This window comes from Klebsiella sp. C349492, from assembly GCF_042055345.1.
Taxonomy (GTDB): domain Bacteria; phylum Pseudomonadota; class Gammaproteobacteria; order Enterobacterales; family Enterobacteriaceae; genus Klebsiella; species Klebsiella scottii.
Genome location: NZ_JANQCE010000010.1, coordinates 51,417 through 75,625, shown reverse-complemented (window position 1 = coordinate 75,625; position 24,209 = coordinate 51,417). Strand labels below are relative to the sequence as shown.

Below are 24,209 nucleotides of genomic sequence, written 5' to 3'. Positions count from 1 at the left end.
ATGGCCGAGTCACAACCCCTGTCCGCCGCCCCTGAGGGGGCGGAGTATCTCAGAGCGGTGCTGCGCGCGCCGGTCTATGAAGCAGCGCAGATTACGCCGCTGCAAAAAATGGAAAAAATCTCTTCGCGGCTGGATAACGTCATCCTCGTGAAGCGGGAAGATCGGCAGCCGGTCCATAGCTTCAAGCTCCGCGGGGCTTACGCGATGATGGCGGGGCTGAATGAAGCGCAAAAAGCGCGCGGCGTGATCACCGCTTCCGCGGGCAACCATGCCCAGGGCGTGGCGTTTTCCGCCTCGCGCCTTGGCGTTAAGGCGCTGATTGTTATGCCTACCGCAACGGCTGACATCAAGGTTGATGCCGTGCGCGGCTTTGGCGGCGAAGTGCTGCTGCACGGCGCTAATTTTGATGAAGCGAAAGCGAAAGCCATTGAGCTGGCGCAGCAGCAGAATTTCACCTGGGTCCCGCCGTTCGATCATCCGATGGTCATTGCCGGCCAGGGCACGCTGGCGCTCGAATTACTGCAGCAGGACGCCCATCTTGACCGCGTTTTCGTGCCGGTGGGCGGCGGCGGTCTGGCTGCGGGCGTGGCGGTGCTGATCAAGCAACTGATGCCGCAGATCAAAGTGATTGCGGTTGAGGCCGAAGATTCAGCCTGCCTGAAGGCGGCGCTGGAAGCCGGTCATCCTGTGGACCTGCCGCGCGTTGGGCTGTTTGCTGAAGGCGTTGCGGTGAAGCGCATCGGCGATGAGACTTTCCGCGTTTGTCAGGAGTATCTCGACGATATTATCACCGTCGATAGCGACGCCATCTGTGCGGCGATGAAAGACCTGTTTGAAGACGTTCGCGCAGTGGCTGAGCCTTCCGGCGCGCTGGCGCTGGCGGGCATGAAAAAATATATCGCGCAGCACAATATTCGCGGCGAACGGCTGGCGCACGTCTTGTCCGGAGCGAACGTTAATTTCCACGGCCTGCGCTACGTTTCCGAACGCTGTGAGCTAGGGGAGCAGCGCGAGGCGCTGCTGGCGGTGACGATCCCGGAAGAGAAGGGCAGCTTCCTGAAGTTCTGCCAGCTGCTGGGCGGCCGCTCGGTCACCGAGTTTAACTATCGCTTTGCGGACGCCAAAGATGCCTGCATTTTTGTCGGCGTTCGCCTGAGCCGCGGCCTGGAAGAACGTAAAGAGATTCTGGACCTGCTGCACGAGGGGGGTTATAGCGTCGTCGATCTCTCCGATGATGAAATGGCCAAACTCCACGTGCGCTACATGGTCGGCGGCCGTCCGTCGAAGCCGCTGCAGGAACGCCTGTTTAGCTTCGAGTTCCCGGAATCACCGGGGGCGTTGCTTAAGTTCCTGCATACTCTGGGCACCCACTGGAACATCTCTCTGTTCCACTACCGTAGCCATGGTACCGACTATGGACGGGTACTGGCTGGCTTTGAGCTGGGCGATCATGAGCCGGATTTTGAAACCCGACTGCATGAGCTGGGCTACGACTGCCACGACGAAACGCATAATCCGGCATTCCGCTTTTTCCTCGCGGGCTAGTGGCCCGGGTTGGGCAAAATCGACCAGAATGCATCGATAAGCGGCTCATACAGCCGCTTTTTTTGTGCGCACACGCCGAGCTCAAAAGGCGTTTTCTCATCGCTGCGCTCTAAAATCATCACGCGGTTACGCACCGGTTCCGGGCTGTTCTCCAGCACCACCTCAGGCAGGAGTGCGACGCCGCAGCCGAGGGCGACCATGGAAACCATCGCCTCGTGGCCGCCCACGGTGGCATAAATCGACGGATTGCTGATTTTATGCCGCCGAAACCACAGTTCAATGCGCCGACGCACGGGCCCCTGATCGGCCATGATAAACGGCACGGTCGACCAGTCGGGCTGTTCCAGAGTAACCTGGTTACGCACCGGGCAGGCTAAGGCCGGGGCGATCAGGACCACCGCCAGATTTTCCAGCATCGAGAAGGCTACCGAACCGGGCAGCGTTTCCGGTTTCCCGGCAATGGCCAGGTCTGCCTCGCCGGTGACGACCTTCTCCATCGCGTCGGCGGCATCGCCGGTCGAGAGCTTGATCTCTACCGAAGGATGGGCGGCGCGAAAGCGATCGAGGATCGGCGGGAGATGGCTATAGGCTGCGGTGACGGAACAGAAGATATGCAGCTCGCCGGAGAGCGATGGCCCCTGTTGATCGATAGCGTGGCGCAGCTGCTGATACTGCAGCAGGGTCTGCTGGGCGAAAAGGCGCAGTTCTTCCCCCGCTTCGGTTAGCGTAACGGTGCGGTTATCGCGCACGAACAGCGGCTGGCCGAGGTCCTCTTCCAGACGCTGGATCTGCCGTGAAAGGGTCGAGGGGCTAACGTGCATAGCCCGCGCGCTGCGGCCAAAATGACGGCTTTCAGCCAGATGCAGGAAGGTTTTCAGATCGCGTAAATCCACGGGCCGCACTCCACGACTTTACATTGCAGATATTGCAACGTTACGTTGTGAATATATCAATTTCCGCAATGTATTTCCTGTCATATAGTAAGTTCATTCTCGCAAAAGCGAACCGAACAATAAGACACGCAACATCACGGAGTATCACCATGGCTAACTACTTTAATACACTGAATCTGCGTCAGCAGCTGGCACAGCTGGGCAAATGTCGCTTTATGGCGCGCGATGAATTCGCCGATGGCGCGAGCTACCTTCAGGGTAAAAAAGTGGTCATTGTCGGCTGCGGCGCTCAGGGTCTGAACCAGGGCCTGAACATGCGCGACTCTGGCCTGGATATCTCCTACGCCCTGCGTAAAGAAGCGATTGCAGAAAAGCGCGCTTCCTGGCGTAAAGCGACCGAAAACGGCTTTAAAGTCGGCACCTATGAAGATCTGATCCCGCAGGCCGATCTGGTGGTTAACCTGACGCCGGACAAACAGCACTCTGACGTTGTTCGTTCAGTACAGCCGCTGATGAAAGACGGCGCGGCGCTGGGCTACTCCCACGGTTTTAACATCGTTGAAGTCGGCGAGCAGGTTCGTAAAGACATCACCGTAGTGATGGTGGCGCCGAAGTGCCCGGGTACCGAAGTTCGCGAAGAGTACAAACGCGGTTTTGGCGTACCAACGCTGATCGCTGTTCACCCGGAAAACGACCCGAAAGGCGAAGGTATGGCCATCGCGAAAGCATGGGCAGCGGCGACCGGCGGTCACCGTGCGGGCGTGCTGGAATCCTCCTTCGTGGCGGAAGTAAAATCTGACCTGATGGGCGAGCAGACCATCCTCTGCGGCATGCTGCAGGCGGGTTCCCTGCTGTGCTTCGATAAGCTGGTGGCGGAAGGTACCGACCCGGCATACGCAGAAAAACTGATTCAGTTCGGCTGGGAAACCATCACCGAAGCGCTGAAGCAGGGCGGCATCACCCTGATGATGGATCGTCTGTCCAACCCGGCAAAACTGCGCGCTTACGCGCTGTCAGAGCAGCTGAAAGAGATCATGGCGCCGCTGTTCCAGAAGCATATGGATGACATCATCTCCGGCGAGTTCTCCTCCGGCATGATGGCTGACTGGGCTAATGACGATAAGAAACTGCTGACCTGGCGTGAAGAGACCGGCGCAACCGCGTTCGAAACCGCTGCGCAGTTTGAAGGTAAAATTGGCGAGCAGGAGTACTTCGACAAAGGCGTTCTGATGATTGCGATGGTGAAAGCGGGCGTTGAGCTGGCGTTTGAAACCATGGTTGCATCCGGCATTATCGAAGAGTCCGCATACTATGAGTCGCTGCACGAGTTGCCGCTGATTGCCAACACCATCGCTCGTAAGCGCCTGTATGAAATGAACGTGGTTATCTCCGATACCGCCGAGTACGGCAACTACCTGTTCTCCTATGCCTGCGTACCGCTGCTGAAAGAGTTCATGACCACGCTGCAGACCGGCGATCTGGGCAAGGCGATTGCCGAAGGTGCCGTAGATAATGCTCAGCTGCGCGATGTGAACGAAGCGATTCGCAGCCACGCGATTGAAAGCGTCGGCCACAAGCTGCGCGGCTACATGACGGATATGAAACGTATCGCTGTAGCAGGTTAATTCCCGTCTTCTTGCGGCCCGCAGGCCGCATCGACCAGGAAATCCTTCAGGCCCGGTAAGCATAAGCGCTACCGGGCCTGTTTATTTACGCCTTAACGCAATAACCGAATCCGATACCTCTCCCTGCTCGCCCTCCGGCCCGCGCATCATGCGTGAAACATCGTCGCAGAAAATAATCTCCCAACCTTCAGGCAGCGGCCCAAGGGATGCGACTGCGTCTTTTGCCGACTGGAACGGGCGATCGGCATGCTTTGACCACGACGGCGGTTTGGCGTGTGAGGTAATTAGCAGCATGCCTCCTGGAGCAACGTGGGCAAATGCGGCGCGGAAGATGTTATGCCGATCGAAGGTTAGCGGCGATTCCAGAAAAGAGGCCACAATCAGATCGAACTCGCCTGCAGGAAAACCGTCGGTCAGATCGTATCGGGTGAAGGTAATACGATCGCTGACCGCAGATCGTTCGGCGTTGCCGGCGGCGTATTCCAGCGCCCGCGAGGATAAATCCACGGCGGTGACCTGCCAGCCTTTTTTCGCCAGCCAGACGCTATCGTCCCCGCGCCCGCAGCCTAGCTCCAGCGCTTTGCCCGGCGCTAATGCTTCGGTAAAGCGCACCAGAATTTTGCCTGGGATACCGCTGGAGAGAGAAGACATTGCATCGTAATGCGATTCCCAAAACCGTTCCGGCGTCTGTTCCTGATTGTGCATGTTCACCTCATCGTTAACGGAAAATATCATGTAATATTAAAAGTAACATAAGATTTATTTTGGTCAATAATGTGAGATGAAAATATAAATTCGTTTAATTATCATTGTGTTGATTGATTTTTTTTGATTTGTCCCCTTTGGGTAATTGCGCGGCATATCGTTTATGTAATATCGTAAGTTACATGAAAACAAATAACTCATTCTCAGCAACGCTGCACATCCTGCTGCACCTGGAGCAGATGGATAAGCCCCTGACGTCGGAGCAGATGGCCGCCTTTATTGATGGTAATCCGGCGTTCATCCGCAAGCTGCTTGCCGGCCTCAGGGAAAAAAACATTGTCTGTGCCACTAAGGGGCACCACGGCGGCTGGCGGCTATGTCGGCCGGTGACGGAGATTACGCTTTACGATATCTACATGGCGTTAGGTGAACCGGCGCTGTTTGCGCTGGGCAACCGCAGCGAGAACCCACAATGCCTGGTGGAGCAGGGGGTCAACCGGGTGATGTCGGCAACGCTTGCCGATGCGCAAACGCTGATCCTCGATCGTTTTAAAAGCCTGACCCTACAGGATATCGGCGGCGAATTTATCAGCTACTTCAATGACAAAGGCCATAACTCATGATTGCTACCTTAACGACCTGCCTGATGATTGCCCTGGCGGCCAGCAGTATTTCGATAACGGTGACGCAGACGGAGCTGTTTGCCGCGTTCCGCGAGTGGACGGCAAAAAAGAATGCGCTGGTGGGGCATCTGTTTCAGTGCTTCTACTGCTTAAGCCACTGGGTGGTCTTTGGCGGGATGGCGGTGTATCGCCCGGCGCTGTTAAACAGCGGCTTTGCGCTGGTTGACTGGGTAATGACGGCGTTTATCACCATCACCTTCGCGACGCTGATTAGCGGACTGATGTTTAAGGTGTTCCAGGCAGCTATCGGCATGCATGTCATGAAGTATGAGGCACAAAAAACGCTGCAGGCGAAATAAGGAAAAAGCCTCTCTTCGCCAGAGAGGCTTTAATGTATTAGTTACGGTACAGCACTTTAATGATGTGGTAACCGAACTGAGTGTGCAGCGGGCCGGTCGGCTCCAGCACCGGGCAGGAGAAGACGACTTTATCAAACGCCGGCACCATCTGACCCTGGCGGAATTCGCCCAGGTGACCGCCTTTCTTACCTGACGGGCAGGTGGAGTGTTTCTTCGCCAGCTTTTCGAAATCGCCGCCGTTTTTAATTTGTTCCAGCAGGTCGAGTGCCAGCTTCTCTTCTTTCACCAGGATGTGCATTGCTGCCGCTGTTTTAGCCATGATTGTGCCTTGATAGGTTGCGATGAATCAGGGCGCAATATTAGCATGCGTTAGCGGCGATACAGCACCTTAATGATGTGGTAGCCAAAGCGCGTTTTGACCGGGCCGTAGGGTTTTAGCAGCGGGCAGGAGAAGACCGCGCTATCAAACGGCCCAACCATCGCGCCCTGTTGGAACTCGCCTAAGTCGCCGCCGTTGCGCCCGGAGGGGCAGCGTGAATAGCGCTTCGCCAGGTGATCGAAGCTGACGCCGCGTTCCAGTTTGGCGAGGATCTCCTGCGCCAGCTTCTCTTCTTTGACCAGGATGTGCAGGGCCGCTGCGGACTTTGCCATAGTTTCGCTCTCAGGATGACGGGTGTGGCCAACACTTTACCATTAGCCGGTAAATCTCCTTCCGGCTTTCTGCTACAATCCTCACCCCGTTCGAAGATTGAGCAAGACTCCCATGCGTTTAAACCCTGGCCAACAACAAGCCGTCGAATTCGTTACCGGACCGTGCCTGGTGCTGGCGGGCGCCGGTTCCGGTAAGACCCGTGTCATCACCAATAAAATCGCGCATCTGATCCGCGTCTGCGGCTATCAGGCACGTCATATCGCGGCGGTGACCTTTACCAACAAAGCGGCGCGCGAAATGAAAGAGCGCGTCGGGCAAACGCTGGGACGCAAAGAAGCGCGCGGCCTGATGATTTCCACCTTCCATACGCTGGGGCTGGACATTATTAAGCGCGAATATGCCGCGCTGGGGATGAAATCCAACTTTTCCCTGTTCGATGATACCGACCAGGTCGGTTTGCTCAAGGATCTGACCGAAGGGTTGATCGAAGATGATAAGGTGGTGCTTCAGCTGCTGATCTCGACGATCTCCAACTGGAAAAACGATCTGCGCACCCCGGCGCAGGCGGCGGCAAGCGCGCAGGGCGAGCGGGATCGGATCTTTGCCCACTGCTACGGGCTGTATGATGCGCATATGAAAGCCTGCAACGTGCTGGACTTCGACGATCTGATCCTTCTGCCGACGCTGCTGCTGCAGCGTAATGAAGAGGTCCGCGAACGCTGGCAGAACAAGATCCGCTACCTGCTGGTGGATGAGTATCAGGATACCAACACCAGCCAGTATGAGCTGGTGAAACTGTTAGTGGGGCAGCGGGCGCGCTTTACGGTGGTGGGGGATGACGATCAGTCAATCTATTCATGGCGCGGGGCACGGCCGCAGAACCTGGTCCTGCTGAGCCAGGATTTCCCGGCGCTGCAGGTTATCAAACTTGAACAGAACTACCGCTCTTCCGGACGGATACTGAAAGCGGCAAATATTCTGATCGCCAACAACCCGCACGTGTTTGAGAAGCGCCTCTTTTCCGAGCTGGGCTACGGCGTTGAGCTGAAAGTCCTCTCCGCCAACAATGAAGAGCATGAAGCGGAGCGGGTAACCGGGGAACTGATTGCCCACCATTTTATCAATAAAACGCAGTATAAGGATTATGCGATCCTCTATCGCGGCAACCATCAGTCGCGGGTTTTTGAAAAAATGCTGATGCAAAACCGCATCCCGTACAAAATTTCAGGCGGCACCTCATTTTTCTCCCGCCCGGAGATCAAAGACCTGCTGGCCTACCTGCGGGTGTTGACCAACCCGGACGATGACAGCGCGTTCCTGCGCATCGTCAATACGCCGCGGCGCGAGATTGGCCCGGCAACGCTGCAAAAGCTCGGCGAGTGGGCGATGACCCGTAACAAAAGCCTGTTTACCGCCAGCTTTGATATGGGCCTCACCCAGACGCTGACCGGACGCGGCTATGATTCGCTCACCGGCTTTACGCAGTGGCTGGCCGAGGTCCAGCGGCTGGCGGAAAGCGAGCCGGTTGTCGCGGTACGCGATCTGATCCGCGGCATTGACTATGAATCCTGGCTGTATGAAACGTCGCCCGGCCCGAAGGCGGCGGAAATGCGGATGAAAAACGTCAACCAGCTGTTCAGCTGGATGACCGAGATGCTGGAAGGCAGCGATATCGATGAGCCAATGACGCTCACCCAGGTGGTCACCCGCTTTACCCTGCGCGATATGATGGAGCGCGGCGAATCAGATGAGGAGCTGGATCAGGTTCAGCTGATGACCCTGCATGCTTCTAAGGGGCTGGAGTTTCCGTACGTGTATCTGGTTGGCATGGAAGAGGGGCTGCTGCCGCATCAGAGCAGTATTGAGGAAGATAACGTCGATGAAGAGCGTCGGCTGGCGTACGTGGGCATCACGCGTGCGCAGAAAGAGCTGACGTTTACCCTGTGTAAAGAACGCCGCCAGTACGGCGAGCTGGTGCGTCCGGAGCCAAGTCGTTTTCTGCTGGAGCTACCGCAGGACGATCTTATCTGGGAGCAGGAGCGCAAGGCGATCTCGGCGGAAGAGCGTATGCATAAAGGGCAGGCTAATGTCGCCAACATCCGGGCGATGCTGGCAAAGGCGAAAGGAAAGTAGCGCGCTCTCCCCGGTAAGCGCCGTGCTGCCGGGGGTCGATATCAGACGACTTCTAAGGCCCAGTGGACATAGCTTTGCCACTGGCACTCTTGCTCTACCATTTCACTGCCTAGCGGATGGTTTTCCAGCCAGCCTTCCGGCAGCCTCAGCATTAGCTTTTCATCCTCGGCGGTCAGGGTGACGGACGGCAGCAGATCGTCCCGGCGCCGGCTGGCAAACAGAATAGCCAGGCGTAGCAGGCGGCATAAATGCTCCGCAACCCGAGGTTTGACCGCGTTCTGCTGGTGAAGCGAAGAGAGATCGACCGCGTTAGTTTGGTTGAGCAGTAGCGTGGCGAGCAGCTTTTTCTGCGCCGGCGTGAAGCCGGGGAGATCGAGATTACGCACCAGATAGGCCGCGTGCTGCGGGGCAGACTTAAAATCAACGCTCAGGCCAATTTCATGCAGAGCGCAGGCGCTGAGCAGCAGGTCGCGGCTAAGCGGCTCCAGCTCCCAGCAGCTATCCAGCTGGCTCACCAGATCTGCCGCCAGATGGGCGACGCGCTGGGCCTGCTCGGTATCTATCATAAAGCGGCGCTGAATGTTACGCAGCGTCCGGCTACGGATATCCTGATCGACCGCCAGGTGCAGCATGCCGTAAACCAGGCCTTCGCGCAGCGCGCCGCCGGCCAGGGTCATGCAGCGAATATTCAGCTCGCTAAATATGGCGATGAGAATGGCTAAACCGCTGGGGAAAACTAACGCTCGCTCGAGGGTCAGGCCTTCTATTTCAAGCTCTTCCAGACGCCCGCACTGAATCGCCCGCTGTTTGAGCTGCTGGAGTTTGGCCAGCGTAATGCGTTCATCCATACCCTGCGCCATCATGATTTCCTGCAGGGCCTGAACGGTGCCTGAGGCGCCGACGCACACTTTCCAGCCGTGATAGTTCAGCGTATCGGTGATAGGACGCAGGACTTCGCGAGCCGCATTTTCAGCAAGATCGAAGTTGTCTTTAGTGAGGTTGCGATCGGCGAAGTAGCGTTCCAGCCAGGTGACGCAGCCCATTGGCAGGCTGAAAAGAGAGGTGGTTTGCGCGCCGGTTCCGGTGACCAGTTCGGTACTGGCCCCGCCGATATCGACCACCAGACGCTGGTCTTCACCGCCGGTGGTATGCGCAACGCCCTGGTAAATCAGGCGTGCTTCCTCCTCGCCGCTAATGACCTGCACCGGGCAGCCGAGAATGTCTCTGGCCTTGGCCAGAAACTCATCGGCATTGACCGCCAGACGCAGAGTCGCGGTCGCGACCACGCGGATTTGTGCCGGAGGGATATCCTGCAGGCGCTCGGCAAACAGCCGTAAGCACTGCCAGCCGCGCTCCATCGCTTCCGCGGAGAGCGCGTTGTCGCTATTCAGGCCCGCGGCAAGCCGCACTTTGCGCTTGATACGGCTGAGAGTCTGAATACTCCCTGCCACCTCGCGAACGACCAACATATGAAAGCTATTAGAGCCAAGATCTATAGCTGCATAAAGCGAGGTGGAACTCATACACTTCATCCTTCAAATTGCCTCTGCGAAAGTAGCGTGCTTATTCGGCCCATCCCAGGGACTCACCCCGATGGGGCCGCTGCAAGCAGCGTTCAAATCCGTCAGACACAGATTTGTCACCCGAACCACTTACTAAAGTAAGTCATTCGGGATTCGCTAACCTGGCGCTTTGATGCATCCCGAATGATTTTGTGTATGACATACTTTGTTAACCTGAACGACGGCGGTTGCGAGGCGGTCCGTTACGGCGCGGGCCGTTGCCCGTGCGTGGACGCGCCAGGCGCAGCGGCCGCGGCAGATCGGTCATCAGCACATCAGGGTTGTACTTGCTTACCGGAATTGAGTGCCCGATATAGGTTTCAATAGCCGGAAGGTTCAGCGCGTACTCTTCACAGGCCAGGCTGATGGAGTGACCGCTGGCACCGGCACGACCGGTACGGCCAATGCGGTGTACGTAGTCTTCACAGTCATCCGGCAGGTCGAAGTTAAAGACGTGCGTGACGGCTGGGATATGCAGACCGCGTGCCGCAACGTCCGTTGCCACCAGAATATCGATATCGCCACGGGTGAACTCTTCGAGAATACGCAGGCGTTTTTTCTGCGCGACGTCGCCGGTCAACAGGCCTACGCGATGACCGTCCGCGGCGAGGTGGCCCCAGATATCTTCACAGCGATGCTTGGTGTTGGCGAAGATAATGGCGCGATCCGGCCACTCTTCTTCGATCAGCGTCTGCAGCAGGCGCATTTTCTCTTCGTTGGAAGGATAGAACAGCTCTTCTTTAATACGGTGACCCGTTTTCTGTTCTGGTTCTACTTCAACGTACTCGGCGTTGTTCATCTGTTCAAACGCCAGCTCACGGACCCGGTAGGAAAGAGTGGCGGAGAACAGCATGTTCAGGCGCTGGTTAGCCTGCGGCATACGACGGAACAACCAGCGGATATCTTTAATAAAGCCGAGATCGTACATGCGATCGGCTTCGTCGAGGACGACAACCTGAATAGCGCCAAGGTTGATATGATTTTGTTTGGCGTAGTCGATAAGGCGACCGGTGGTACCGATCAGAATGTCGACGCCGCTCTCCAGCACTTTCAGCTGCTTATCGTAGCCATCGCCGCCGTACGCCAGACCGAGCTTGAGGCCGGTGGCCTGCGCCAGCGGTTCTGCGTCAGCATGGATCTGTACCGCCAGCTCACGCGTTGGCGCCATGATCAGCGCGCGCGGTTGGTTGACCTGGCGGTCAGCGATAGCCGGGTGAGAGAGAAGATAATGAAACGTTGACGTCAGAAACGCCATCGTTTTACCGGTACCGGTTTGCGCCTGCCCGGCGACATCACGACCTTCCAGCGTTAGCGGAAGAGCGAGTGCCTGAATGGGCGTACAATTATGAAAGCCTTTTTTTTCAAGGGCTTCGATAACTGCCGGGTGCAGGGCGAAGTCGGAAAACTTCTGTTCTGTTAAATGTGTTTTGCTCATAGTGTGGTAGAATATCAGCTAACTATTGCATTAAGAAAGCGTATCCGTTGAAATAACGTCAACCTTTCGTTGGCTATACGCGAAATTACTGAAGGTGCTTTGCGGCAACCGAATGAATCTTCGAAAGCTTAGACTACTAAGCGGACCGGAGGTGAATAATCTACCGGTAACGGGTTAGAACACGGTTTGCTTTGATTCCTGCACGGCGAGGTCCATGATGGACCGGGTCGCACAGGCTGTCAGTTTAAGAGGCATCCTGAAGGGTAACGTGTATAACGTAGCATCAACGCGTCGTTGATGTCTGCGACACCAGCACACCAGGCTTATTCCTGTGGAGTTAAATATGAGCGATAAAATTATTCACCTGACTGACGACAGTTTTGACACGGACGTACTCAAGGCTGACGGGCTAATCCTCGTCGATTTCTGGGCAGAGTGGTGCGGTCCGTGCAAAATGATCGCCCCGATTCTGGATGAGATCGCTGGCGAGTATCAGGGCAAGCTGACCGTAGCGAAACTTAACATCGATCAGAACCCGGGTACGGCGCCGAAATACGGCATCCGCGGCATCCCGACTCTGCTGCTGTTTAAGAACGGCGAAGTGGCGGCAACCAAAGTTGGCGCACTGTCTAAAGGCCAGCTGAAAGACTTCCTCGACGCCAACCTGGCGTAATCAGTTTGCCATTCCGGCGTCCGGATTCCTATTTTTTGCGGAACTCTGGACGCCCGGCTTGAGTCGTGCTAAGTTAACTTCAGACTTCGTTTTAAACATACCTTTATTGTTTGAATCTTGCTTTACCCGAAGCATCCCGCAGAAATGCGCGTGAAGCTAAAAATTCCGGGCTTATCACTCATTCCGTTTTGTCGTTTCAGCTCTGCGTTCTTTCCTGTGACCAGGCAACGTACAGACACGAGATGTAGGCCGCTAACAGGCATGGATGTTCCTGCCATACCATTCACAACATGAAGTTCGAGTTCTACCCCGAGTTTAAGAACCCACACCATTATGAATCTTACCGAATTAAAGAATACGCCGGTTTCTGAGCTGATTACTCTCGGCGAAAATATGGGGCTGGAAAACCTGGCCCGTATGCGTAAGCAGGATATTATTTTTGCCATCCTCAAGCAGCATTCGAAGAGTGGCGAAGATATCTTTGGCGATGGCGTACTGGAGATACTGCAGGATGGATTTGGTTTCCTCCGCTCCGCAGACAGCTCCTACCTCGCCGGTCCCGACGATATCTACGTATCCCCTAGCCAAATCCGCCGTTTCAACCTTCGCACTGGTGACACCATTTCCGGTAAGATTCGTCCTCCGAAAGAGGGTGAGCGTTACTTTGCGCTGTTGAAAGTCAACGAAGTTAACTACGACAAGCCGGAAAACGCGCGCAATAAGATCCTGTTCGAGAACTTAACGCCGCTGCACGCAAACTCACGTCTGCGTATGGAACGTGGTAACGGCTCGACTGAAGACTTAACCGCTCGCGTCCTGGATCTGGCTTCGCCGATCGGTCGCGGTCAGCGTGGTCTGATTGTTGCTCCGCCGAAAGCCGGTAAAACGATGCTGCTGCAGAATATTGCGCAGAGCATCGCTTACAACCATCCTGACTGCGTGCTGATGGTCCTGCTGATCGACGAACGTCCGGAAGAAGTGACCGAGATGCAGCGTCTGGTTAAAGGTGAAGTTGTTGCTTCTACCTTTGACGAACCCGCATCCCGCCACGTTCAGGTTGCCGAGATGGTTATCGAGAAGGCCAAGCGCCTGGTTGAGCATAAGAAAGACGTTATCATTCTGCTCGACTCCATCACCCGTCTGGCTCGCGCCTACAACACCGTCGTACCGGCTTCCGGTAAAGTTCTGACCGGTGGTGTGGACGCCAACGCCCTGCACCGTCCGAAGCGTTTCTTCGGTGCCGCGCGTAACGTCGAAGAGGGCGGTAGCCTGACTATCATCGCTACGGCGCTGATCGACACCGGCTCCAAGATGGACGAAGTTATCTACGAAGAGTTTAAAGGCACCGGTAACATGGAGCTGCACCTCTCCCGTAAGATTGCAGAAAAACGCGTCTTCCCGGCTATCGATTACAACCGTTCCGGTACGCGTAAAGAAGAGCTGCTCACCACTCAGGAAGAGCTGCAGAAGATGTGGATCCTGCGCAAAATCATCCATCCGATGGGTGAAATCGACGCGATGGAGTTCCTCATCAACAAGCTGGCTATGACCAAAACTAACGATGATTTCTTCGATATGATGAAGCGTTCGTAAGTTAAAAAAAGCTGAAAAACGCCACGCAACCGCGTGGCGTTTTGTTTTTGGGATTTGTATGATCCAGAAAGGGAAATCGGAGCGGGTAATATCGTATGATGGGCTCGCTTCTCCTGGCAGAGATAACTTTAACAGACTAAAATCTATACAATAAATTTGTAATGATCTGCATTACCCCTTCAGGAGTTGAGACATCGTCGTTATACTTCCCGGATTAACCATGCTGAGAGCACATGCGTTGTGAATTTACTCACTGCTATTACTGAATTAATCAGTATTTTCTTATTCACTACCCTTTTTATATTTGTGGCTCGCAAGGCGGCAAAAAAGGTTGGGTTAGTCGATAAGCCTAACTATCGAAAACGGCATCAGGGTCTGGTTCCGTTAGTGGGTGGGATCTCAGTTTACGCGGGTATTTGTTTTACATTTGCGATCGCAGATTATTACATTCCCCATGCCTCGCTGTACCTGGCGTGCGCCGGTATTCTGGTACTGGTCGGCGCGCTGGATGACCGATTTGATATCAGCGTAAAAATTCGTGCGGTTATGCAGGCCGCCATTGCCGTCGTCATGATGATGGCAGGAAACCTGCATCTTAGCAGCCTGGGTTTTATTTTTGGCTCGTGGGAGCTGGTGCTCGGCCCCTTCGGTTTCTTCCTCACTCTTTTCGCCGTTTGGGCCGCGATTAACGCCTTTAATATGGTTGATGGCATCGACGGCCTGCTCGGCGGTCTGTCTTCGGTCTCCTTTGCGGCAACGGGCATCATCCTGTGGTTTGATGGCCAGTACAGCCTGGCAATGTGGTGTTTTGCGATGATTGCCGCCATTCTGCCCTATATTTTACTTAACCTCGGTGCGCTTGGCCGTCGCTATAAGGTTTTTATGGGCGATGCCGGCAGCACCATGATTGGCTTCACCATTATCTGGATCCTGCTGGAAACAACGCAGGGTAAAACGCATCCCATTAGCCCGGTTACCGCGCTGTGGATTATTGCAATTCCGTTGATGGATATGGTGGCGATTATGTATCGTCGCCTGCGCAAAGGCATGAGTCCGTTCTCTCCGGATCGCCAGCACATTCATCATTTGATCATGCGCGCTGGGTTTACTTCCCGGCAGGCATTCGTTCTGATCACGCTGGCGGCCGCTTTACTGGCGCTGGTAGGGGTGGTGGCGGAATATACCCGTATCGTTCCTGAATGGGTGATGTTAATACTCTTTTTGTTAGCCTTCTTCCTTTACGGCTACTGCATTAAACGCGCCTGGAAAGTGGCGCGCCTGGTTAAGCGCATCAGACGCAGAATACGGCGACACAGCAGCAATAATCCAAAATTAACCAAGTAGAACTGGGGACGTGATGACTCAACCATTACCGGGAGCACAAGCAGTGAACGTTGAGAATGAGCTGGATATTCGCGGGCTGTTTCGCGCCTTATGGGCAGGAAAAATTTGGATAGCAGGGATGGCCGTGCTGTTTGCGCTGATCGTACTGGTTTATGCCTTTTTTGCTCGCCAGGAGTGGAGCGCGACGGCAATTACCGACCGGCCAACCGTCAATATGCTAGGCAGCTACTACTCTCAACAGCAGTTTTTACGCAATCTGGATATCAAAGCCAATCTTGCGCCGGTCGATCAGCCTTCGGCAATGGACGACGCCTATAAAGAGTTCATCATGCAGCAGGGGTCCTGGGACACCCGCCGTGATTTCTGGCTGCAAACCGACTATTACAAACAGCGCCAGTCGGGTAATTCTCGCGCCGATGCCGCGCTGCTGGACGACCTGATTAACAATATTCAGTTTATGCCGGGCGATGCGGTAAAAAATATCAACGATAGCGTGAAGCTGACGGCCGAGACCGCGCCGGATGCCAATAATCTGCTGCGCCAGTACGTGGCGTTTGCCAGCCAGCGCGCGGCGGGTCATCTGAATGACGAGCTCAAGGGGGCCTGGGCGGCACGTACCGTGCAGATGAAAGCGCAGGTTAAGCGTCAGGAAGAGGTTGCCCGTCAGATTTTCAACCGTCGTACGCACAGCGTGGAAGAGGCGCTGAAAATCGCCCAGCAGCATAATATTTCCCGCAGTGAGACCGATATTCCGGCCGATCAGCTGCCGGATTCCGAGCTGTTTTTACTCGGCAGGCCGATGCTGCAGGCGCGCTTAGAAAATCTGCAGGCGGTAGGTCCGGAATACGATCTTGACTATGACCAGAGCCGCGCGATGCTGAATACCCTGAACGTCGGGCCGACATTAGATCCGCGTTTTCAGACTTACCGATATTTGCGTACGCCGGAAGAACCTGTAAAACGCGATAGCCCGCGGCGCGTATTTCTGATGGTGATGTGGGGGATTGTGGGCGCGCTCATCGGCGCAGGCGTTGCGTTATCGCGGCGTCGTATCCAGTGAATGCGGCCTGTGATGACGGTCATGCGGACTTCATCACCTAATCGAAGAGAATCGATGTGAAAGTACTAACTGTATTTGGCACAAGACCCGAAGCCATCAAAATGGCACCGCTGGTTCACGCGCTGGCCAGGGACCCTCATTTTGAGGCGAAAGTGTGCGTAACCGCGCAGCATCGGGAGATGCTCGATCAGGTGCTGAAGCTGTTTGCTATTGTTCCGGATTACGACCTGAATATCATGCAGCCGGGCCAGGGTCTGACGGAGATTACCTGCCGCATCCTTGAAGGGCTGAAGCCGGTTCTGGAGTCGTTTAAGCCTGACGTCGTGCTGGTGCATGGCGATACCACCACGACGATGGCTGCAAGCCTGGCCGCTTTCTATCAGCGCATCCCGGTGGGGCACGTTGAGGCGGGGCTGCGCACCGGCGATCTCAGCTCGCCGTGGCCGGAAGAGGGTAACCGGACGTTAACCGGGCGTCTGGCAACGTATCATTTTGCGCCGACGGAGACCTCGCGGCAGAACCTGCTGCGGGAGAATATTGCCGATAGCCATATCACGGTAACCGGTAATACGGTTATTGATGCGCTGTTCTGGGTTCGCGATCGCGTGTTGGGTGATGAGGCGCTGCGCATCGAGCTGACGCAGCGCTATCCGTTCCTTGCTAACGGAAAGAAGATGATCCTGGTTACCGGCCACCGTCGCGAAAGCTTCGGCCGCGGGTTTGAGCAAATCTGCCACGCGCTGGCGGAAATTGCGGCCAGCAATCCCGATGTACAAATTGTCTATCCGGTGCACCTGAACCCAAACGTCAGCGAGCCGGTAAACCGCATTCTTGGTCATGTTGATAACGTGATTTTGATCGAACCGCAGGATTACCTGCCGTTTGTCTGGCTGATGGATCGCGCATGGCTGATCCTCACCGACTCCGGCGGTATTCAGGAAGAAGCCCCTTCGCTGGGCAAACCGGTTCTGGTGATGCGTGAGATGACGGAACGGCCGGAGGCGGTGGCCGCAGGCACCGTCACTCTGGTCGGTACCGATAGCCAGCGCATCGTCGCGGAAGTCACGCATCTGCTGCACAATGATGCCGCATACCAGGCGATGAGCCGGGCGCATAACCCTTACGGCGATGGGCAGGCATGTAGCCGTATTTTGACCGCACTTAAAAATAATCAGGTAACGCTATGAGTTTTTCTACCATTTCAGTGATTGGCCTTGGGTATATCGGTTTGCCAACCGCTGCCGCGTTCGCCTCCCGGCAGAAGCGGGTGGTCGGCGTTGATGTTAATCAGCACGCCGTGGAGACCATTAACCGTGGCGAGATTCATATCGTGGAACCGGATTTGGCCAGCGTTGTTAAGACCGCGGTCGAGCAGGGCTATTTAAGCGCGACGACCGTACCGGTGGAAGCGGACGCCTTTCTGATTGCCGTACCTACGCCATTTAAGGATCTGCACGAGCCGGATATGGTCTTCGTCGAGTCGGCGGCAAAATCGATAGCGCCGGTGCTCAAGAAGGGGGCGCTGGTTATCCTTGAGTCCACCTCCCCCGTCGGTGCGACGGAGCTGATGGCGGGCTGGCTGGCCGAGCTGCGCACCGATCTGAGCTTCCCGCAGCAGGCAGGCGAAGCGGCGGACGTGAATATCGCCTACTGTCCGGAACGCGTGCTGCCGGGCCAGGTGATGGTCGAGCTGATTAAGAACGACCGGGTGATTGGCGGGATGTCGCCGGTCTGTTCCGCCCGCGCCAGCGAGCTGTATAAAATTTTCCTCGAAGGCGAGTGCGTGGTGACCAACTCCCGCACCGCAGAGATGTGCAAGCTGACCGAAAACAGCTTCCGCGACGTCAATATCGCCTTTGCCAACGAACTGTCGCTGATCTGCGCCGAGCAGGAAATTAACGTCTGGGAGCTGATTCGCCTGGCGAATCGCCATCCGCGCGTCAATATCCTGCAGCCGGGACCGGGCGTTGGCGGCCACTGTATCGCGGTCGACCCGTGGTTTATCGTGGCGCAGAATCCGCAGCAGGCGCGGCTGATCCGCACCGCGCGTGAGGTCAACGACCATAAGCCCGAATGGGTTATCGAGCAGGTGAAGGCGCGGGTGGCGGAGTGTCTTGCCGCCAGCAACCGGCGCGCCAGCGAGCTGAAAATTGCCTGCTTTGGCCTGGCCTTTAAGCCGAATATCGACGATCTGCGCGAAAGCCCGGCGATGGCTATCGCCATGCAAGTCGCGGCCTGGCACAGCGGTGAAACGCTGGTTGTCGAACCCAATATTCACCAGCTGCCGAAGAAGCTCGATGGTCTGTGTACGCTGGCATCGCTGAATGATGCGTTGGCGAACGCCGATGTGCTGGTGATGCTGGTCGATCACCATGAGTTCAAAGCGATCGACGGCGACAGCGTGACCCAGGCATTTATCGTCGATACCAAAGGGGTATGGCGGTGAGAACGCTTCTGGCCAGCGGAATGAGCCTGGGCCCGAGGCCTGGTTCCGGCTATGGCCAATATTTACGGGATCTTATCCGTGTCCGTCCGCGCCAGTATTGAGCCCCTGGAGTGGGAAAATCGCTTCTTTGGCGTTAACAGCGCGATCGTGCGCTTTCGCGCCGATGCTCCGCCGCTGACGAACCAGGCGCTGACCGGCTGGTCGCGTCTGCAGGCGAAGATTGCGGCGGACGATACCGAACGGCTGGACGCCTTACAGCAGCTGGGTTTCCAGCTTGTGGAAGGGGAAGTCGATCTGGCGCTGTCGGTCGGGACGGCTGACGATCTCGGATGCGAAGTCGCCACCGCGTCGGACATTCCGCGACTGCGGGAGCTGGCGGCGCAGGCGTTTGCCCTGAGCCGCTTTCGCGCGCCGTGGTATGCCGCTGATGCCAGCGGCCGTTTCTATGCTCAATGGATTGAAAATGCGGTGCTGGGGACCTTTGATAACCAGTGCCTGATTTTTCGCACCTCCGACGGCGATGTTCGCGCTTTTGTCTCCCTGCGTCAGCTCAATGCTACGGACGCCCGGATCGGCCTGCTGGCCGGCCGCGGCGCCGGCGCTGAGCTGATGCAGGCGGCGCGAAGCTGGGCCGGATCGCGCGGGCTCTCAACACTGCGGGTGGCGACCCAGATGGGTAATACCGCCGCGCTTAAACGTTATATTCTCAGCGGTGCGAATGTGGAAAACACCGCGTACTGGTTATACAGGTGACATGATGATTCCATTTAACGCGCCGCCGGTGGTGGGAACCGAGCTTGATTATATGCAGTCTGCGATGGGCAGCGGCAAGCTGTGCGGCGATGGCGGATTTACCCGCCGCTGCCAGCAGTGGATGGAGCAGCGTTTCGGCACGGTAAAAGCGCTGCTGACGCCGTCCTGTACCGCTTCGCTGGAGATGGCGGCGCTGCTGCTGGATATCCAGCCGGGCGACGAAGTCATTATGCCGAGCTATACCTTCGTCTCTACCGCCAACGCCTTCGTGCTGCGGGGAGCGAAAATTGTCTTTGTCGATATTCGTCGCGATACCATGAATATCGATGAAACGCTGATCGAAGCCGCCATTACTGAGAAGACCCGGGCGATTGTGCCGGTTCACTATGCCGGCGTTGCCTGCGAGATGGACACCATCATGGCTATTGCCAGCAGGCACAACCTGTTCGTGGTGGAGGATGCCGCACAGGGCGTCATGTCGACCTACAAAGGGCGTGCGCTCGGAACTATCGGGCACATCGGCTGCTTTAGCTTCCATGAAACCAAAAATTATACCGCCGGCGGCGAAGGCGGGGCGACGCTGATCAACGATCGCCAGCTGGTCGAGCGCGCGGAAATCATTCGTGAAAAAGGCACCAACCGCAGCCAGTTTTTCCGCGGACTGGTGGATAAGTACACCTGGCGCGATATCGGCTCCAGCTATCTGATGTCCGACCTGCAGGCCGCCTATCTGTGGGCGCAGCTGGAAGCGGCGGAGAAAATTAATCAGCAGCGCCTGACGCTGTGGCAGAGCTATTACGACGCGCTGCTGCCGCTGGCGCGCGCCGGGCGCATCGAGCTGCCGATTGTCCCTGCCGACTGCGGACATAACGCGCATATGTTCTATATCAAGCTGCGGGATATCGACGACCGCAGCAGGCTGATCGCGTGGCTGAAAGAGGCCGAGATTCTCGCCGTATTCCACTATATCCCGCTACACAGCTGCCCGGCAGGGGAGAACTTCGGCGAGTTCCGTGGTGAAGACCGTTTTACCACGCAGGAGAGCGAGCGCCTGCTGCGCCTGCCGCTGTTCTACAATTTGTCGCCGGTTAACCAGCGTACGGTGATTAACTCGCTGCTGAGCTATTTCTCCTGATATGTCGTTGGCAAAAGCTTCCCTGTGGACCGCGGCGTCCACCTTGGTCAAAATCGGCGCCGGGCTGCTGGTGGTTAAGCTGCTTGCCGTTTCCTTCGGGCCGACAGGCGTAGGCCAGGCCGGTAACTTTCGCCAGCTGGTCACCGTGCTTGGCGTCCTTGCCGGCGCCGGTATTTTCAATGGCGTAACCAAGCTGGTTGCGCAGCATCATGACGATAGCCAGCAGCTTACCCGGGTGGTCGGCACCTCCTCTTCGATGGTGCTGGGCTTTTCGACGCTGCTGGCGCTGATATTTTTACTCGCCGCGGCGCCCGTCAGCCAGGGGCTGTTTGGTCATCCGCAGTACCAGGGGCTGGTGCGGCTGGTGGCGCTGGTGCAGATGGGCATTGCCTGGGCTAACTTCCTGCTGGCGCTGATAAAAGGCTTCCGCGATGCGGCGGGGAACGCGGTATCGCTGATTGCCGGCAGCCTGATCGGCGTGGCGGCATACTATGCCTGTTACCATTTCGGCGGCTATCAGGGCGCGCTGCTTGGGCTGGCGCTGGTGCCGGCGCTGGTGGTGGTTCCGGCGGCTATCGTTTTGTGGCGGCGGGGGACCATCCCGCTTAGCGCGCTGCGCCCGCGCTGGGATAACGGCCTGGCGGGGCAGCTGTCTAAATTTACCCTGATGGCGCTGATTACCTCGGTGACGCTGCCGGTCGCCTACGTGATGATGCGTAACCTGCTGGCGGAACATTACGGCTGGGAGGCGGTCGGGATCTGGCAGGGGGTGAGCAGTATTTCCGACGCCTATCTGCAGTTCATCACCGCGTCGTTCAGCGTCTATTTGCTGCCTACGCTCTCCCGGCTAACCGCCAAAGCGGATATTACCCGCGAGATCGGCAAATCGTTAAAATTTGTCCTGCCGGCGGTGGCGGCGGCAAGCCTGACCGTCTGGCTACTGCGCGACTTTGCCATCTGGCTGCTGTTTTCCGAACGCTTTACGGCGATGCGCGATCTGTTTGCCTGGCAGCTGGTTGGCGATGTCCTTAAGGTCGGAGCCTATGTTTACGGCTACCTGGTGATCGCCAAAGCGTCACTGCGTTTTTATATTCTGACGGAAATCAGCCAGTTCACGCTGTTGACCGCCTTCTCACACTGGCTTATTCCGGCGCACGGCGCAGTTGGCGCGGCGCAGGCGTATATGGCTACGTATATTGTTTATTTCGCCCTTTGTAGCGGCGTGTTTTTACTTTGGCGTAAACGGGCATGACAGCACTGATACACGTACTGGGATCGGATATTCCGCACCACAACCAGACCGTTCTGCGGTTCTTTAATGACGAGCTGGCCGGTAGCGACGAGCGGGCGCGCACGTTTATGGTCGTCGGTGATGCAACGGGCGTCCGCGAGGCGTACCCGGCGCTGTCGATCGCCTGCTATCCCGGGAAGAAATCGCTGGCACAGGCGGTTATTTCCGCGGCCAAAGCGGATCGACACCAGCGCTTTTTCTTCCACGGCCAGTTTAATACGGGGCTGTGGCTGGCGCTGCTCAGCGGCGGAATTCGCCCTTCCCAGTTCAACTGGCATATCTGGGGCGCCGATCTGTATGAGAATTCGTCCAGCCTGAAGTTTCGTTTATTCTATCCCCTGCGGCGTATGGCGCAGGGACGAGTGGGGCGCGTTTTTGCCACCCGCGGCGACCTGAGCTGGTTTGCCCGTCGCCACCCTAAGGTGGCGGGGGAGCTGCTCTATTTCCCGACCCGGATGGATCCGGCGCTGAATACGCTGGCGGATAGCGCTCCGCGTGCCGAAGCGCTGACTATTCTGGTGGGCAACTCAGGCGATCGCAGCAATGAACATATTGCGGCGCTGCGCGCTATTCATCAGCAGTTTGGCGATACGGTAAATGTGATTGTCCCGATGGGCTATCCGGCCAACAATGCGGAATATATTAACGAAGTGCGCGCGGCGGGCGCGGCGTTGTTTAGCCCCGGGCGTTTACAGGTACTCAGCGACAGGCTGGAATTCAACGATTACCTGGCACTGCTGCGCCGCTGCGATCTGGGCTATTTCCTCTTTGCCCGCCAGCAGGGGATCGGCACGCTGTGCCTGCTGATTCAGGCGGGTATTCCCTGCGTCCTGAATCGGGAGAATCCGTTCTGGCAGGATATGACGGAGCAGAATATTCCGGTACTGTTTACCAGCGATACCCTGGATGTTGCCGTGGTACGCGAGGCTCAACGTCAGCTGGCGAACGTTGATAAGAACCAGATCGCCTTCTTCCGGCCAAACTACCTGACGGGCTGGCAGCGGGCATTGCAGATTGCCTCGGGAGTGAGCGCATGACATTAATGCAATTTTGCGGACTGCTGGTGGTCTGGCTGCTGTCGTCGCTGTTTATTGCCACCGCGACGTATTTCGAGTTTCGCCGGGTGCGCTTTAACTTCAACGTCTTTTTTTCGCTGCTGTTTCTGCTGACTTTTTTCTTTGGCTTCCCGCTGACCAGCATTCTGGTATTCCGCTTTGATGTCAGCGTTGCGCCGCCGGAAGTGCTGCTGCAAACCCTGCTGGTGTCGGTATGCTTTTATGCGGTGTATTACGTCACCTACAAAACGCGGCTGCGTTCGTCCGCGCACGATCGCCAGCGCCGTCCGCTGTTCACCATGAACCGCGTTGAGACCCATCTGGCATGGATTATTCTTCTGGGCGTTGCGCTGCTGTGCGTCGGGATTTTCTTTGCCCACAACGGCTTCCTGCTGTTCAGGCTCAACTCCTATAGCCAGATCTTCTCCAGCGAAGTGTCCGGCGTGGCGCTGAAGCGCTTTTTCTATTTCTTTATCCCGGCGATGCTGGTGGTCTATTTTCTGCGCCAGGACTATAAGGCGTGGATTTTCTTCCTTATCAGCACCACCGCCTTCGGCCTGCTGACCTATGCGATCGTCGGCGGCACGCGGGCGAACATCATTATTGCCTTCGCCATCTTCCTGTTTATCGGCATTATTCGCGGCTGGATAAGCCTGTGGATGCTGGCTGCGGCCGGCGTGCTGGGCATTGTCGGTATGTTCTGGCTGGCCCTGAAGCGCTACGGGATGAACGTCAGCGGCGATGAGGCGTTTTATACCTTCCTGTATCTGACCCGCGATACCTTCTCACCGTGGGAGAACCTGGCGCTGCTGCTGCAGAACTACGATAAGATAGAGTTCCAGGGGCTGGCGCCGATGATCAGGGATTTCTACGTCTTTATCCCCAGCTGGATGTGGCACGGCCGGCCTTCGATGGTTCTGAATACCGCCAACTACTTCACCTGGGAAGTGCTGAATAATCACTCCGGGCTGGCTATCTCGCCCACGCTGATTGGTTCACTGGTGGTGATGGGCGGAGTTTGGTTTATTCCGCTTGGGGCGGTCGCGGTCGGGCTGATTATTAAGTGGTTTGACTGGCTGTATGAGCTTGGCAACCGGGAGAGCAACCGCTATAAGGCGGCCATTCTGCATAGTTTTTGTTTCGGCGCTATCTTCAATATGATCGTGCTGGCTCGTGAAGGGCTGGATTCTTTCGGCTCCCGCGTGGTGTTTTTCCTCGTGATCTTTGGTATCTGCCTGCTGGCGGCGAAATTGCTGTACTGGTTCCTGGATAGCGTAGGACTGATTCATAAGCGGACCAAACCGCTTTCGCAACCTCAGGTCTGATA

Annotated in this window: 22 protein-coding genes; 16 read left to right on the top strand and 6 right to left on the bottom strand. The window is 56.6% G+C overall.

Going from position 1 to position 24,209, the window contains the following annotated elements; translation table 11 throughout:
- Positions 1–1,545, top strand: a complete 1,545-nt coding sequence (ilvA, locus tag NWP14_RS26315) for a threonine ammonia-lyase, biosynthetic (RefSeq protein WP_095105131.1) — start codon at positions 1–3, stop codon at positions 1,543–1,545.
- Here the strand turns inward: ilvA and ilvY are convergent.
- The gene (ilvY, locus tag NWP14_RS26310; protein WP_095105132.1) at positions 1,542–2,438 is read right to left on the bottom strand and encodes an HTH-type transcriptional activator IlvY; all 897 of its coding nucleotides are present in this window, start codon (positions 2,436–2,438) and stop codon (positions 1,542–1,544) included. The two genes, ilvA and ilvY, sit on opposite strands and share 4 nt — an antisense overlap.
- A 149-nt stretch (positions 2,439–2,587) precedes the next feature.
- Here ilvY and ilvC point away from each other — a divergent pair, with 149 nt between their 5' ends.
- Entirely contained in the window at positions 2,588–4,063 is a 1,476-nt protein-coding gene (ilvC, locus tag NWP14_RS26305; protein ID WP_095105134.1) for a ketol-acid reductoisomerase, read from the top strand.
- Positions 4,064–4,144: 81 nt separating this feature from the next.
- Here ilvC and NWP14_RS26300 read toward each other — a convergent pair whose 3' ends face one another.
- The gene (locus NWP14_RS26300) at positions 4,145–4,768 is read right to left on the bottom strand and encodes a class I SAM-dependent methyltransferase (protein ID WP_375216236.1); all 624 of its coding nucleotides are present in this window, start codon (positions 4,766–4,768) and stop codon (positions 4,145–4,147) included.
- A gap of 182 nt (positions 4,769–4,950) precedes the next feature.
- On the opposite strand from NWP14_RS26300, the gene NWP14_RS26295 reads away from it, so the two are divergent.
- Positions 4,951–5,391, top strand: a complete 441-nt coding sequence (locus NWP14_RS26295) for an Rrf2 family transcriptional regulator (RefSeq protein WP_076947982.1) — start codon at positions 4,951–4,953, stop codon at positions 5,389–5,391.
- Positions 5,388–5,750 (top strand): DUF1360 domain-containing protein, encoded by a 363-nt coding sequence (locus NWP14_RS26290; RefSeq protein ID WP_375216235.1) that lies wholly within the window; start codon positions 5,388–5,390, stop codon positions 5,748–5,750. The genes NWP14_RS26295 and NWP14_RS26290 overlap by 4 nt, the downstream gene beginning before the upstream one ends.
- Before the next feature lie 37 nt (positions 5,751–5,787).
- Here the strand turns inward: NWP14_RS26290 and ppiC (NWP14_RS26285) are convergent, their stop codons facing one another.
- Positions 5,788–6,069 (bottom strand): peptidylprolyl isomerase PpiC, encoded by a 282-nt coding sequence (gene ppiC, locus NWP14_RS26285; protein WP_024555327.1) that lies wholly within the window; start codon positions 6,067–6,069, stop codon positions 5,788–5,790.
- 50 nt (positions 6,070–6,119) lie between these two features.
- Positions 6,120–6,401: a peptidylprolyl isomerase PpiC gene (gene ppiC, locus NWP14_RS26280; protein WP_041143471.1), complete on the bottom strand. Its 282-nt coding sequence runs from the start codon at positions 6,399–6,401 to the stop codon at positions 6,120–6,122.
- Between the two features lie 112 nt (positions 6,402–6,513).
- Here ppiC (NWP14_RS26280) and rep point away from each other — a divergent pair, with 112 nt between their 5' ends.
- A complete protein-coding gene (rep, locus tag NWP14_RS26275) occupies positions 6,514–8,535 on the top strand; it encodes a DNA helicase Rep (protein ID WP_375216234.1) in 2,022 nt (673 codons plus the stop codon).
- 41 nt (positions 8,536–8,576) lie between these two features.
- On the opposite strand, the gene gppA is transcribed toward rep, so the two are convergent.
- A complete protein-coding gene (gene gppA / locus NWP14_RS26270) occupies positions 8,577–10,067 on the bottom strand; it encodes a guanosine-5'-triphosphate,3'-diphosphate diphosphatase (RefSeq protein WP_189339927.1) in 1,491 nt (496 codons plus the stop codon).
- A gap of 199 nt (positions 10,068–10,266) precedes the next feature.
- Complete coding sequence (rhlB, locus tag NWP14_RS26265) at positions 10,267–11,532, bottom strand: ATP-dependent RNA helicase RhlB (RefSeq protein ID WP_095105143.1); 1,266 nt, start codon at positions 11,530–11,532, stop codon at positions 10,267–10,269.
- A 343-nt stretch (positions 11,533–11,875) separates the two neighbouring features.
- Between rhlB and trxA the strand changes: the two genes are divergently transcribed.
- The 11 genes from trxA (at position 11,876) to wzyE (ending at position 24,207) form a co-directional block, all read left to right on the top strand.
- Complete coding sequence (trxA, locus tag NWP14_RS26260; RefSeq protein WP_041143475.1) at positions 11,876–12,205, top strand: thioredoxin TrxA; 330 nt, start codon at positions 11,876–11,878, stop codon at positions 12,203–12,205.
- Positions 12,206–12,538: 333 nt separating this feature from the next.
- The gene (gene rho, locus NWP14_RS26255) at positions 12,539–13,798 is read left to right on the top strand and encodes a transcription termination factor Rho (RefSeq protein WP_002883293.1); all 1,260 of its coding nucleotides are present in this window, start codon (positions 12,539–12,541) and stop codon (positions 13,796–13,798) included.
- A gap of 240 nt (positions 13,799–14,038) precedes the next feature.
- Positions 14,039–15,142 carry a UDP-N-acetylglucosamine--undecaprenyl-phosphate N-acetylglucosaminephosphotransferase gene (gene wecA / locus NWP14_RS26250; protein ID WP_041143476.1) on the top strand — a complete coding sequence of 368 codons (1,104 nt, stop codon included), beginning with the start codon at positions 14,039–14,041 and terminating at the stop codon, positions 15,140–15,142.
- A 13-nt stretch (positions 15,143–15,155) separates the two neighbouring features.
- Entirely contained in the window at positions 15,156–16,202 is a 1,047-nt protein-coding gene (gene wzzE, locus NWP14_RS26245; RefSeq protein ID WP_095105145.1) for an ECA polysaccharide chain length modulation protein, read from the top strand.
- Positions 16,203–16,258: 56 nt separating this feature from the next.
- On the top strand, positions 16,259–17,389 hold the full coding sequence (gene wecB, locus NWP14_RS26240) for a non-hydrolyzing UDP-N-acetylglucosamine 2-epimerase (protein ID WP_095105147.1): 1,131 nt from the start codon (positions 16,259–16,261) through the stop codon (positions 17,387–17,389).
- A complete protein-coding gene (wecC, locus tag NWP14_RS26235) occupies positions 17,386–18,648 on the top strand; it encodes a UDP-N-acetyl-D-mannosamine dehydrogenase (RefSeq protein WP_375216233.1) in 1,263 nt (420 codons plus the stop codon). Before wecB ends, wecC begins: the two co-directional genes overlap by 4 nt.
- A 78-nt stretch (positions 18,649–18,726) precedes the next feature.
- Positions 18,727–19,401 (top strand): dTDP-4-amino-4,6-dideoxy-D-galactose acyltransferase, encoded by a 675-nt coding sequence (gene rffC / locus NWP14_RS26230; protein WP_375216240.1) that lies wholly within the window; start codon positions 18,727–18,729, stop codon positions 19,399–19,401.
- A gap of 4 nt (positions 19,402–19,405) precedes the next feature.
- Positions 19,406–20,536 carry a dTDP-4-amino-4,6-dideoxygalactose transaminase gene (gene rffA, locus NWP14_RS26225; protein ID WP_375216239.1) on the top strand — a complete coding sequence of 377 codons (1,131 nt, stop codon included), beginning with the start codon at positions 19,406–19,408 and terminating at the stop codon, positions 20,534–20,536.
- 1 nt (position 20,537) lies between these two features.
- Positions 20,538–21,788 (top strand): lipid III flippase WzxE, encoded by a 1,251-nt coding sequence (gene wzxE / locus NWP14_RS26220; RefSeq protein ID WP_375216232.1) that lies wholly within the window; start codon positions 20,538–20,540, stop codon positions 21,786–21,788.
- Entirely contained in the window at positions 21,785–22,864 is a 1,080-nt protein-coding gene (locus NWP14_RS26215; protein WP_375216231.1) for a TDP-N-acetylfucosamine:lipid II N-acetylfucosaminyltransferase, read from the top strand. The genes wzxE and NWP14_RS26215 overlap by 4 nt, the downstream gene beginning before the upstream one ends.
- Positions 22,861–24,207 (top strand): ECA oligosaccharide polymerase, encoded by a 1,347-nt coding sequence (gene wzyE / locus NWP14_RS26210; RefSeq protein ID WP_375216230.1) that lies wholly within the window; start codon positions 22,861–22,863, stop codon positions 24,205–24,207. The genes NWP14_RS26215 and wzyE overlap by 4 nt, the downstream gene beginning before the upstream one ends.
- Positions 24,208–24,209 lie beyond the last annotated feature (2 nt).